The organism is Bacillus sp. ISO11, from assembly GCF_003458115.1.
Classification (GTDB): Bacteria; Bacillota; Bacilli; order Bacillales; family Bacillaceae_G; genus Bacillus_A; species Bacillus_A cereus.
The window spans coordinates 89,649-102,377 of record NZ_QXCO01000020.1 but is presented as its reverse complement, the minus strand read 5'-3'; the positions used below and the strand labels follow the sequence as shown (position 1 = coordinate 102,377).

Below are 12,729 nucleotides of genomic sequence, written 5' to 3'. Positions count from 1 at the left end.
CGTACAAGATACTTATGTTCTCACCGTAGGGACTGCGGGTAGAGCCTGCTAAGATAACTGGTGGATACATCGGTGTTCGCAGGAATCTCCCACTTCAAACAGTCCGTTAGGACGTTAAGTGGTGAGTAGTTCAATGTTAGGAATTCTCCTTCGTTTTGTCCTTTAAGGGAATCAGAGCCTTAGCTCTTCCCAAATTCTCTTAGTGTACGAAATTTGCGTTTTGATGGCGCTACCCTATCGCTATCAAGCTAACAAGACAAAATACTCTCTAAAATGAAAAAGGCGTTATTCTTTCTGAGAAATCATAGGAAAGAATAACGTCTGTATATTAATATTGCAACCCGTATCTAAAACCGCAATAGCTATGTCCTTTCCTTTCTTCTTTTTCTCCCATACTAACCGAGCATGTATCAGTTTTACTTCACTAGGTATTTCATCTACACTTTTAAAATAAAATATTTATATTTCTCTAACCCTGAAAATTTTGAGGATTATCTAAGATTTAAACAATACTTCCAAATGGTATTTATATCCAATAACTTCATGTAATTTCATATATATCAAAAAATAATTAACCATTATAAATGCAAATTTTCCAGTTAATACTTGTATAAACAAATGAGTTCGTTCACAAGTTATATTTGAAATACTGCTTTCTAAGCAAAAATATAATTAAGGTGGTGAAACTATAAGAATGAAAACACCTATTTTCCCTGGTGGTACTAATGATCTTAAAAATGAATTACTTGTTTCCGGCAGTTTTCGTAATCATTCTACAACTGTAAATTCTATACAATCACTAGTCAATCAAGTAAGCGAAAATCAGTTCCAATCATATTTAACCCATTTAGTTTCATATCCAACAAGGTTTTCTACTAGCTCTTTTTATGAAGAAGCCGCAACATGGACTCGTGAGATATTAAATGAAATGGGATATACAACTAGTAGCGAAACAATACGCGTAAACAATGAAAATAGCCAAAATGTTATCGCAAATAAAATGGGCACAAATCCTGATGAAGAGAAACACTTAATTATTATTACTGCACATCTTGATTCTGTTAACCATAGTGGAGGGCCTTCATCTAATGCTCCTGGAGCCGATGATAATGGCAGTGGTAGTGCAGGAGTTTTGGAAATTGCTCGTGTATTCAAAGATATTCCCGTACAACATGATCTGCGTTTTATCCTTTTTGGAGGAGAAGAACAAGGATTATTAGGTAGTAAACAATATGTTGAGAACCTAACTACTCCAGATAAAAATCGCATTCGAGCAGTTATTAATATGGACATGATAGGAAAATTAAATACTTCGACACCAGCAGTATTAATTGAAGGTTCACCTTTATCTGAAGAGCTCATTAATGGATTAAAAAATGTAGCATCTTTATATACAAATCTCGATGTTAAGGTATCTCTAAATCCATTTGATAGCGACCATGTATCTTTTCTTAATAAGGGGATCCCTGCTGTTTTAACAATAGAGGGCGAAGACTCTTTGAATCCTAATGACCATACCGCAAACGATACTCTTGAACATATCCATTATCCGCTTGCTCTCGATATTTTACGAATGAATGTAGCTTTTATTGCTTCTCAAGTTACAAATTTAGAATGAAAGAGAGAATTCTCATGAACAACTTTACCCATCAAGAAAGTTTCAATAACTCAACAAACGATTCTAAACAAACTCCCCCTACCAGACGTAATTGTGGAACTATGAGTATGCATGAAAAATTATTGAAGGAATCTGAAGAATATCGAAAAGAACGAGAAAAAATTGAGAAAATGACTGAAGAATTTATTAAAAATAAAAAACAATAAACGCTTATACAATAATTTTCGAATCAAACATTTCCTGGAACAATGACTGAAACTTACACAATATCAACTAAAAAGGAGAAATTAAAATGCCAAATCAAACTAACTCATCAGAAAGAACAAATACACCTACTGTGCGTAGATGCGCAACTATTGAGCTTCATCATAAATTACTAAATGAATCTGAAGAATATAAAAATGCACGTGTTAAAATTGAAAGTATAACGAATGAATTTCTGAATAATGCACGCTTAGCATCATCAGAAAGACCAGTTGTCAAAATTCCTGTAGTAGTTCATGTTGTATGGAATACTGAGGAACAAAACATCTCTGAGAAACAAGTTAATAGTCAAATTGATGTTTTAAATCGCGATTTTCGAGCAACGAACTCTGATGTAGCAAATGTACCTTCTGCATTTAAACATTCTGTAAGTGATGCTAGAGTTGAATTCTTTCTTGCTACAAAAGACCCTGACGGAAATCAAACAAATGGTATTACTCGTACCCATACAACTAAACAAGCTTTTTCAGCAGATGATAATTCTGTCAAATCACAAAGTACAGATGGAGCAGATGCATGGCCAGCTGACAAATATTTAAATTTATGGGTATGTCAATTAGAGGACGGCCTTTTAGGATACGCGCAATTCCCTGGTGGACCACCTAAAACAGATGGCGTTGTTATCACATACACTGCATTTGGTACTACAGGTACTGCTGCAAAACCTTTCCATCTAGGACGTACAGCTACTCATGAAATTGGCCATTGGTTCAATTTATTCCATATTTGGGGTGATGATGCAAATGCATGCAATGGCTCTGATCGAGTTGATGATACGCCTAATCAAGGAGGAGATAATGTTGGTAGTTCACAAGGTGCACCTGGTCGTCCTGTAATAACATTTCCACATACTTCTTGTAACAATGGACCTGATGGCGATATGTTTATGAACTATATGGATTATGTTGATGATGATACTATGGTTATGTTTACAAAAGGTCAAGTAGATCGTATAGATGCATGTCTTGCTGGACCACGTTCATCCTTTCTTACAAATTAATACGATAACCTAATTTTAAAACGATGTAGGTTAGGATTAAGTAATAAGTATATACATGCAATAAGTACCCTATAAATCATAATAAATTAAATGTCGTTAAAACAAAAAGAGATGTCCTAGTACTATATCTAGGGCATCCCTTTATTTTTACTCAGCTTAAAACATAACTCGTCTAAATTTCTAGATTTTATACATCTCTAACATGGATTGCGGAACAACTTTTTTTCCCACTACTTTAAATTCAATTTCCCCTTTTTCTCCATATATTAGTTCTATAATTGGAATAGTTACCATTAATTTTCCCTTCTTTTTTCTTTCTGTCTCTAAATCAATTATTTTCATGTCACAATCCCCTTTATTTATTATAAACAAGGAGAAAGCACTCATTTGAGTGCTTTCTCCTTGTTTATAAGTGGACCTTGTAGGACTCGAACCTACGACCGAACGGTTATGAGCCGTTTGCTCTAACCAGCTGAGCTAAAGGTCCAAAGCGTAAAATTTACTTCATAAGACGTTTTCATATATATCATTTTACCATATAATGTATCAATCCACTTTACTTTTTATTTAATATGCATATTTACATCGTGTTAATAATGTTTATATTCTGCAATCCTAACCTTTTGTAATTAGTACTATCTTTTAATACCTTTATAGAGGCCTGATTAACAGTAAAAAATTCATATATCAATCATATTAAAAATGATATAGTTACAACATTGAATTGTTTATATTTTCAAATGCTTTTATGCCATATTTCTTTATATCAGAAATTGTAACTAAATTATATGCCTGTTTCATTGTATTAAAGCAATTATCTATCTCTTCTTTTTCCATAATAGGTTTACCAGGATCATTATCTTCTAATTCTAGATGCGTAACTTCCCATGGTAAGTCAAATAGAATCATTTTTTCTAAACTCTTCCCACTATAACAACCTAAAGTATTGATTACACAGTCTAATATTTCCTTTTCTATTTGAGTTAATTGATTTGTACTATCATAATTAACTTCAAGATTGTCGTACTGATATACTTTATATTTATTAAAAATAACTCGATATACCGGGCCATGACTTCCTAATTCACAATCATCTTCAAATAAATATGTCCCAGTAAACACCTTACAAAATCCTTGCGCATAGTATAACAGCTTTTGAAGAGCTAAAGGAGTAATATCATCATTTTTATATAGCAAATAGTTAGCAACTTCCTCGATTTTCGTAGTCTGCGTAGAAGGAATATCATCATTTTCCTGTAGCTTTGCGATTGCTTCTTTAGAGACTCTATATGCTTTTTGAGTAATTAAATCTTTATTTCTTTCCAAAATATCTAGCATAAAAGATTGATCTCTACCTAATCTTTTCAATATATCCGAGTACTGCTTCGTCGGAATATCTCCATTTACATACCTTGTTAGGGTAACCTCTCCCCAACCTAAAAGTAAAGACAATGGACGTTTTCCAATCTTATATTTTTCTAAAACCTCTCTTATTTCAGAAATAGTAACTAACTGTTCCTGTTGTCTATAGGCATGATCTAATTGTTCTAAATTATAATCATGAATGTTAGGAACAAATATTTCAGATTTACACTCCTCGCAATTTGCTTCTTTACCTACATAATGATATTGCTTCCCTCTAATGACTGTCACTTTTGAAACATCTTTAGTAGAATACTTTACCATATCTCGACAAAACTCACATAAAACCAACATAAAAATCCTCCCTCATTCTAAAACCATTAGTCACTTATCTTTACCTAAAAAGATAAGTGACTGGTTTATTCCTTTTATGAAAAGAAACAACAATCATGTATTTGTTCCTGTCCTTATTTTCAATTAGATTCATCTTAATATATATGTCTACCGACTTCTTTTGTCCCCAATTATCTAACTCATATTGTGGACAAAAGATATACAATTTTTCATGAGCAAAATTTGGATTTTTATTATCAACTGCATAACAAAAATCACGTACTCCTATATTAAGAAGAATCTCTTTCACTTTACTAGCGTTAATCTTATTAGCCTCTAAAAATTCACTATTCTCTTTCCTTTTTTCATTTCGAGAAACCGTAAATCGATTATTTTTAATTAATTTTTTAAACTCTAATATGTACTGCTCAATCTCCCCGATTGTAAAATTAGTGTGCTTTTTTGTCTCCCTATTTTGAAAGCTAATATGCATTAAAATTCTTTCCCCTTTCAAATCGTACCTCATATTTACTAGAATTACAATAAAAAACGTATCAATTGATACGTTTTTTAAAAAATTCACAGTAAAATTCTATTCATCCTTCTTATAATGAGTACATTTATGTCGTCTACAAAACTTCTATATAATTATTTTTGCTGCGATTCGTAAATCTATTATGTATCTATTTTACAATCACAGTTTCATATATCCGTGTATACATTTAACGTAAAAAAACTACATATCCCTCCAATTTCCCTGATAAACAAATCAATTACTCATATGTTTTCTCCCCCTATATAAATTTCCTATCTTAATCTGTTGTTTTATACAGAAATATATATTTATACCTGTTTAAACCCAAACAAAAAAGGCCTCCTCAAGTCGATTAATTGTGCATAGCAAAATAAGCTAATTACACTAATCGGCTCAAAGAAGCCCTTTCAAAATTAAAGTAAGAAAAAAACTTACTTCTACAACTCAACCACAACACATAAGGTGTGGGAATGAACGGAATCAAATAAACTAACAATATACCTATATATTACAAAATACATAGATTTATATCAAGATATTTTAAAATATTTCCAAATGCTGATTTTCATTCTTTATTTTCTTCTAAATGAAAAAGCCTATAAATACTTTACTCTTTCCAAAACTGTTCCAATAAAATGACAATGACGGTACCCACGAGCAATCCATTCCTTAAAACATATTGTAAGGAAGAAGGAATGCCACTAAATGCGCTTTCTGGAAGAAACATTATTCCTAAACTCATTAATAATGTAATTCCTAATATAGTTAATTGGCGCTGATTTAATTCTTCGCGTAAAATCGATTGAAATGAAATGCCTATTACTTGGACAAATGTTGCTAAAAGTGCAGCATTGGCAATAGGGCCTGGAAGCAAGGATATAAAGCTTACGATTGAGGGAACAAAAGAAATTCCTGCTAATATAAGACTTGCTATAAGGAATGACTTCACTTTTCTTTGTCCTGTTAATTGAATAAATCCTGCTGATGCAGGTAATGGTACAATACCCATTGTAGAAAACAACGACGAGATAATATGTGATATACCTCCGACCCATACACCACGGTTCAGTGTTTGCTTTTCATTTTCTTTAGATAAGGGAGCTACTTGTTTTACAGCTGAAATAGCCGCAATTGTATTTGCAACTAAAAGAAATGTAAATAAAGTTGCAGTTAGGGTCATTCCAATATCCAATCTAGGTGTGCCCCAAGCAAATATCTCTGGTAACTTAACTAGCGTTGTGTGTGAAGGCATATAAGATGATTTTCCTAAAAGAGCATACAAAAGCCAACCACATGAAATTCCAAGTAACACAGCGTACCTTTTCATCCATCCTGTCTCTTTAATTGATAAGAAAGTAATAAGGGCAAAAACAAAGAGCGCAATAGTAGCTGTTGGATAATCAGGATGAGTTGCAGATCCTTGTAATCCCATCATTCCTTTTAGTAACACACCACTAAGTTGAAGTGCTAAAATTAAAAGAAATGTCCCTGTAACTAAAGGAGTAAATAAACGTAAGATTCGATGAACAAGACCTGTTATACCAAGAACGAAGAGTAATATACCTGCAATAATTAACCCACCTTCTAAAAGTTGCAACACGTCTTTTGCACTTTGTCCCTGATGCATAGCAACTTGTCCCAGTATGACAAATATACTTACCCATGAACCGGCTGGACCATCCGCTATGGGATAGCGATGCCCAAACCATGCTTGTATAAATGAACTTATTCCCACGACTAAAAAAGTTCGCTGCATTAATGTTGAAATATCTTCTACTGATAAATGGAATATGCCACCAATAATGATAGGCAATGCAATTGCATTTGCTAATAAAAAAACAAACCACTGTAGAATATTAAAGCTTGTATTAAAGTATTTTTTATTCATATTATTCTCCTTTACCGAAAAAGAATCTCATAGTAAAAATCCATCCTTTCTATACAGTTAAATTAAAAAGGATGGATTTTGTAACTCTATAAAATCATTTTAATTATATAGATAGATTTTTAATTAATTACCAAGTACGGAACGGTAAGAATTTCCCGTTAAGTGTAATAACGATACGAGGATCGCCACCTTTTGGATCTTCTTGTGTATCCACACCTAGATTGAAGTTGATTGCACTCATTACACCTTCTCCAGCTTTTTCTAATATTAATTCTCTAAGAGTTGGTGCGTATTGTAACATCATTTCATATAATCGATATAAGATTGGGTCTGTCGGAGGCATTTGCATTACTTGACCTCTAAGTGGAACTACTGTTAATGCCTGAACTACTTCTTCATCTAATTTTAATAGTTTACCGATTTTTTCTGCCTCCGGACGTGTCATTGTAGCCTGCCCTAATAATGCTGTTACAACCCAAGTCTCAGAGTTTTCACTTACTTTTGAAATTTCTTCCCATGTTAAACCTTTTGCGATTTTTGCTTCCATAATTTTTTGCGTAGCTTCTTGTCTATTCATATTTAATAACTTCCCTTCATTTAAGTAATGATTAATGTTTCATACCATTTAATGTTTTATATCCATCAACTACTACATCTAATTTACCTGTGTGAGGATCAATAACTAAACCATGTACAGGAACATCTTTTGGAATAAGTGGATGATTTCTTACTAAATCAACATTAGCTTGAGTCGAATCACAGATATCATCGAATCCAAATAGCCATTTTTCAAGGTCAACACCAGCATATTCAATTGCTGCTAAAATTTCTGGTGAAGCTACTCCACGATCTAATATTTTTTGAAGTGTTCCTTTGGGATTAGTTTGGCTTGCACCACATCTATGGTGTCCGATAAGAAAGATTTCATCTGCATTTAGATCATATACTGATGCTACAACACTTTGCATAACACTATCGAAAGGAGAAGCAATCTTACCACCTGCATTTCTGATAACTTTTGCATCTCCATCGTGTATATCTAAAGCTTTTGGAAGTAGCTCAATTAAACGAGCATCCATGCAAGAAACAACAACCATACGTTTCTTAGGCATTTTTGTTGCTTCACGGGGGGCGTATTTCTTATTTTCTACAAATTTTTCATTGAACGATAAAATATCTTGTAATAACATATTTGTAACCTCCTTTAAATCTAGATGTATTTTTTTGTTGCGTCCTCTGTGTTATAAGTAAATATAACTGATAAACAATGCGATGTAAGAGGATAAACTTAGTATAGTGAATTGTATCGATAAGCTGAATAAGTTGGCGAAACACTTTCTGCTTTTCTACTTTCACGATGAAAGGATTGGTTTATATTATTGATCAAACAGATTTTGAGATACTGAAATTATTAGGAGAAAACTCAAGAATACAATGGAAAGAACTAGGTCAAAAAATACATATGACTGGGCAGGCTGTAGGAAATCGAATTAGGAGATTAGAGGATTTAGGGATTATTGAACAATATACAATCGCAATAAACCGAATCAAACTAGGACAAACAGTGACTGCATTTGTTACTTTGTTTGTCACATCAGCTAATCATCAAGAGTTTATGAACTTCTTTCAAAAAGAAGAAGAAATATCTGAAGTACATCGTGTAAGTGGTGAAGGATGTTATTTATTAAAAACACATTTTTCTTCTAATGAAGAATTGGATAACTTTCTAGGGCGACTATTAAAATATGGGAATTATCGTGTTAACCTATCAATAGGGAAGTTAAAATAAAGTCTTTTTTCTTCCGAGGGGATAAGTTATTTTCTAATCCTTATTTCTATAGAGATAATAAGAGCCTTACTACAATTTGTGTGTAGTAAGGCTTTTTAAATACTTATTAAATGCCATCTAATTGGCAGGGACTACCGCATTAAAGGTAACCCCTTTTCATAATTATTGACTTACTTTTGCTATCTCCTTTAAATATCTTTGCATATTTTGATTTACTGCATAGACATAACATCCATTTATTCCGCGAGATAATAATACATAATAAATACGTTTAATATAGGATGTTAACTCCTCATTATTTATATCTGTTCCCTTAATTGGAAGACCGTTTCGATCTTTATATTCTTTTGGATTCACTACAATCTTAGCCTTATTTAAATCATAGTCTCCATTTTCTTCACCTGCGTAATCACAATCAATTTCAGCTCCTAAAATCACTCCAACATAATTTAAATCCGCACCTTGTGTAGTATGTATACATCCTATTTCCTCTATACTATTCTCAAAGTTAATCCAACCTTTTACCTTTGAGTTCCATTTGAATGTCTCACCTGTAACGGGATCTTTTATATCATAGTGATTTTTATCCTTTTGTGTAATCCATTCCCAAGAATAACCTGCGACTACACGACATAATTCATGTTTTTCATTTAACATTTTCATAGATTCATTTAATTCTGTAATAGAGTCCATTACCTTAAAGTCATAGCCCTGCAATAACCCTTCTTCATACACTCCAACATTATTTGCTATTTGTAAATATTTACGAAGCCATGCTAGATATTGATCTCCAGATTTTAAACGGAATTGTTTATGTAAGGGATGCCTCTTATAATTCGCTGTCAACCGTTGGAATGCATCTGTATCTATATCTGCTGGTCGAATCGTTTGGTATGGATCATAAACTATTGTTAAATGATATGCAAATGTTTCTATTAATTCCAACTCATTTGTATAACCATCATCAGTAACTAAATGTTTTAAATCACGTGCTTGTTTACCAAAATATTGTTTCAGACGATGAGCTTCATCTACAAAAACATATTTATATTTAGATCCTCTACTTTTTGCTTTCTTAATAAATAATGAAGGTGAAAGTACTGTAATACCTTGTAAACCTAGTTTTTTCATTAAACTCTTATATAAATTTAAAGAATGATTTTGTGGGACAATAAGTGCAATGTCTTCATGAGACAGCCCCTCACGTGCTTTACCAGTTTTATCATCATAAGCAAGCGCATATAAGATATTTGTTAATACAATTGTTTTACCGGTACCCGGGTCCCCTGTAATCAAATGTCGACTATTTGATGTAGTAAGCATTGTATTAAAAATGTCTTTGCAAACCTCAATTTGATTTGCCGATAACTCTTTAAATGGTGAATATTTATAAATAAATTTATTATGTATCTCACCTAAATTCTCACTAGCTATACCTTCTTTCATTAACTGAGCCCAAATTTCTCCAAACATATTTTCAACATTTTCAATTCCATTATAGGAATGAATTTTTTGTCCTCTGACTTTATTCAGTAAGTTAAATTTTTCATCCGCTAATAAATATTCAATTAATAATGTTTCAATATGTTTAATTGAGCTTTCATTAAATAAATCACTCTTTATCACAATAACTTCCTTGAATGTTTTATCTTCATCATTTAAATGTGCAATGAAACGGCCATAAATATCTGTGGACTTACCTACATATAAATTCTTTTTATCTCGTTGAATATAAACTACTGGTATTCCATCCATTTTAGGATCTCTGATACAACCTTGCTCAAACTCTTTTCGCTTCTTTTTAATTATGTAAAATGAAGATAATTTTGCTGCAAATGATAGCATTTGAATAACTCCCTATTTTTTAATTTTAAGATTATTTGAGGATGTGTGGATTGCATACTTTTAAAATACAATCCATACATCCAAATCATGATCTCAACCATCTGCTTTCTCATAACCATTTCAAAAAACTGTAAAACGATTATCGCTTTACAGTTCGTTATATTTTTTATTACTTCCAAATGCTTTTTCTACAGGATATTTCTCTGCATTCTTTTCCAACTTAGCATGTACTACTTCTTCTAGATCGATATCTAATTTATCACTTAGCATAAGTAAATAAATCATTACATCGGCCATTTCTTCTTTTATTTCCTGCATTTTCGTCTCTGTTGCTTCTTCACTAGACTTCCATTGAAAAGTCTCAAGCAACTCTGATGCTTCTAAATTTAAGGAGATTGCTAGATCCTTCGCATTATGAAACTGCCCCCAATTTCTCTCATCTCGAAACTTTATTACTGCCTTTTGCAAATCTTCCATCACTATTAATCTCCTCTCAATTACTTACTATCTCTTTAAAACAAAATTCATTACATCTATAATTCCATCTAATTAACCTTAATCCAGATATAATCATCTTCATATTTAACATTTAATTTTAATCGAATCCCCTTCATATAGTCCTCTAATTGTCTTGTAAAATCCTCATCATTGAATTGATCATATTTATCTACGCCTAGATATAACTTAAATATATTCCCTTTTGTTAAATCAAACTCCCACTTCAAAAAATTATGTAGCATATTTTCCTTACTCATGTAGCGATTCGCTTCCATATAATCTAGTAATTCATATAGATTATAGTATACCAAGTTATTTGGTTTAAGCCCTTCACATTTGGGACAATATTCTCTATATCTATCTTGTAATTGCATAATCATTTCTGTTCCACATTGATTACAGTTATACACGTACCATTCCCCTTTACTGGATAACACAATTCGTCTCTCTTATGTTCTTCCTGTCCTTGAAGTTAAAAATTATACTATTTTACTTTAAAAATATTCCTCTTATGCCACTTAAAGTATAATTTATTCTCCGGTTGAATTCCTATCTTAGCTTTTGGTATTAATCCAAATTTCAAATAATCTGTTTCCACTATTAATGAGGAAATATGCAGTCGTCCCTGTCCATCAAATGTGATAAACCCTTTATCATAAAGAGCATCATGATTACAGCACAGTAGTACACCGTTATACGGATCTAAGCGTTCCATACTTGTACTATCTTTCCATGGCTTAGAATGACTTGCTCTTAACAATTCTGGTAAATTTATTCCGCATAATGCACATTTTCCATTCCAAATCTCCATTAATTCTTCTCTGAATTTTTGCTGTCCAATTCGGATTTTCGCTTTTACTTCGGATTCCGTCTCAGCTATAACCGGAATTAATGTATTGTTTTCTGTCCTTCTTACCGGATCAACTGCTAACTCTAATTGCTCATCATTTATTTTATAAATGTTTGAATCACCAATTAGTTCCATTAATTTAAGGGCTAATTCTTCATTACATGGATATAAATAACCTTGGTTTCCATTTGCATCTGATTGAAAAGGTGAATATTTAATTGGCAACAGGTGCGATATCTCTTCAAATTTCTCACGTATATTAATTGGTTTTTCTAACTCATGATATTTTAAAGATACCAAATAGCCTTCATCATTCCATTGATCATGACTTTTCATAATCGATGGTTTATTCGATTCCTTACAATCTTCTTCAGCTATACTAACTGCTACAATATTCCCTTTTACATAATGAAAGATTCGATCCCCCTCTTTTACATCCATCATTCTTTTCCATGAATGTGGTACATTACCGCCTCTATCCTTTTTAGGTGACCAAATAATTTCTAATCCTTTTTCCTCTTGATATGTATGCCCCTGCATAACAATAAAATGATTCATATACTCTCTCCTAAAGCGTTAACTCATTACGCTATTTTCTATTTAATATAATACTAAAAAACTCTCCTATGATTAGCAAATTGTCTGTTTCATTTTCAATACCAAACAACCTTTTCTACAGAAAAATTCTGCAATTCCTTTTACTCAACAATTGAGAAATTTAATTTTATATCCATTTATAAAAACAAA

At 32.2% G+C, this 12,729-nt stretch carries 14 protein-coding genes, 1 tRNA gene and 1 pseudogene; 4 read left to right on the top strand and 12 right to left on the bottom strand.

Features of this window, described 5'->3' with window-relative positions:
• Positions 1 to 327 precede the first annotated feature (327 nt).
• A pseudogene (locus D1166_RS31860) lies at positions 328 to 459 on the bottom strand (serine protease); the annotation flags it as partial.
• 235 nt (positions 460 to 694) lie between these two features.
• On the opposite strand from D1166_RS31860, the gene D1166_RS20250 reads away from it, so the two are divergent.
• The 3 genes from D1166_RS20250 to D1166_RS20240 all read left to right on the top strand — a co-directional run bounded on the left by D1166_RS20250 (position 695) and on the right by D1166_RS20240 (position 2,882).
• Complete coding sequence (locus D1166_RS20250; RefSeq protein ID WP_097856246.1) at positions 695 to 1,618, top strand: M28 family metallopeptidase; 924 nt, start codon at positions 695 to 697, stop codon at positions 1,616 to 1,618.
• A 14-nt stretch (positions 1,619 to 1,632) separates the two neighbouring features.
• A complete protein-coding gene (locus D1166_RS20245; RefSeq protein WP_025687278.1) occupies positions 1,633 to 1,824 on the top strand; it encodes a hypothetical protein in 192 nt (63 codons plus the stop codon).
• Between the two features lie 86 nt (positions 1,825 to 1,910).
• Entirely contained in the window at positions 1,911 to 2,882 is a 972-nt protein-coding gene (locus D1166_RS20240) for a zinc metalloprotease (protein WP_098316035.1), read from the top strand.
• A gap of 180 nt (positions 2,883 to 3,062) precedes the next feature.
• On the opposite strand, the gene D1166_RS31350 is transcribed toward D1166_RS20240, so the two are convergent.
• The 7 genes from D1166_RS31350 to D1166_RS20210 form a co-directional block, all read right to left on the bottom strand.
• The gene (locus D1166_RS31350; protein WP_161508230.1) at positions 3,063 to 3,224 is read right to left on the bottom strand and encodes a hypothetical protein; all 162 of its coding nucleotides are present in this window, start codon (positions 3,222 to 3,224) and stop codon (positions 3,063 to 3,065) included.
• Positions 3,225 to 3,295: 71 nt separating this feature from the next.
• Positions 3,296 to 3,369: transfer RNA gene (locus D1166_RS20235), tRNA-Ile, on the bottom strand.
• A gap of 224 nt (positions 3,370 to 3,593) precedes the next feature.
• Complete coding sequence (locus D1166_RS20230) at positions 3,594 to 4,598, bottom strand: type II toxin-antitoxin system antitoxin SocA domain-containing protein (protein WP_061661869.1); 1,005 nt, start codon at positions 4,596 to 4,598, stop codon at positions 3,594 to 3,596.
• A gap of 40 nt (positions 4,599 to 4,638) precedes the next feature.
• Positions 4,639 to 5,070 carry a hypothetical protein gene (locus tag D1166_RS20225; RefSeq protein ID WP_000548170.1) on the bottom strand — a complete coding sequence of 144 codons (432 nt, stop codon included), beginning with the start codon at positions 5,068 to 5,070 and terminating at the stop codon, positions 4,639 to 4,641.
• A gap of 649 nt (positions 5,071 to 5,719) precedes the next feature.
• Positions 5,720 to 7,000: a purine/pyrimidine permease gene (locus D1166_RS20220; RefSeq protein WP_097856248.1), complete on the bottom strand. Its 1,281-nt coding sequence runs from the start codon at positions 6,998 to 7,000 to the stop codon at positions 5,720 to 5,722.
• A gap of 127 nt (positions 7,001 to 7,127) precedes the next feature.
• Entirely contained in the window at positions 7,128 to 7,577 is a 450-nt protein-coding gene (cynS, locus tag D1166_RS20215) for a cyanase (RefSeq protein ID WP_097856249.1), read from the bottom strand.
• A 31-nt stretch (positions 7,578 to 7,608) separates the two neighbouring features.
• A complete protein-coding gene (locus D1166_RS20210; RefSeq protein ID WP_000926479.1) occupies positions 7,609 to 8,190 on the bottom strand; it encodes a beta-class carbonic anhydrase in 582 nt (193 codons plus the stop codon).
• A 167-nt stretch (positions 8,191 to 8,357) separates the two neighbouring features.
• Between D1166_RS20210 and D1166_RS20205 the strand changes: the two genes are divergently transcribed.
• Positions 8,358 to 8,789 carry an Lrp/AsnC family transcriptional regulator gene (locus tag D1166_RS20205; RefSeq protein ID WP_000677475.1) on the top strand — a complete coding sequence of 144 codons (432 nt, stop codon included), beginning with the start codon at positions 8,358 to 8,360 and terminating at the stop codon, positions 8,787 to 8,789.
• A 162-nt stretch (positions 8,790 to 8,951) separates the two neighbouring features.
• Here D1166_RS20205 and D1166_RS20200 read toward each other — a convergent pair whose 3' ends face one another.
• The 4 genes from D1166_RS20200 to D1166_RS20185 form a co-directional block, all read right to left on the bottom strand.
• Entirely contained in the window at positions 8,952 to 10,634 is a 1,683-nt protein-coding gene (locus D1166_RS20200) for a DUF2075 domain-containing protein (protein WP_097856250.1), read from the bottom strand.
• 147 nt (positions 10,635 to 10,781) lie between these two features.
• Positions 10,782 to 11,111 carry a nucleotide pyrophosphohydrolase gene (locus D1166_RS20195; protein WP_000389841.1) on the bottom strand — a complete coding sequence of 110 codons (330 nt, stop codon included), beginning with the start codon at positions 11,109 to 11,111 and terminating at the stop codon, positions 10,782 to 10,784.
• 68 nt (positions 11,112 to 11,179) lie between these two features.
• Positions 11,180 to 11,542, bottom strand: coding sequence for a hypothetical protein (locus tag D1166_RS20190; protein WP_000282138.1), 363 nt, complete (start codon positions 11,540 to 11,542; stop codon positions 11,180 to 11,182).
• Positions 11,543 to 11,616: 74 nt separating this feature from the next.
• A complete protein-coding gene (locus D1166_RS20185; protein WP_001015286.1) occupies positions 11,617 to 12,540 on the bottom strand; it encodes an HNH endonuclease in 924 nt (307 codons plus the stop codon).
• Positions 12,541 to 12,729 lie beyond the last annotated feature (189 nt).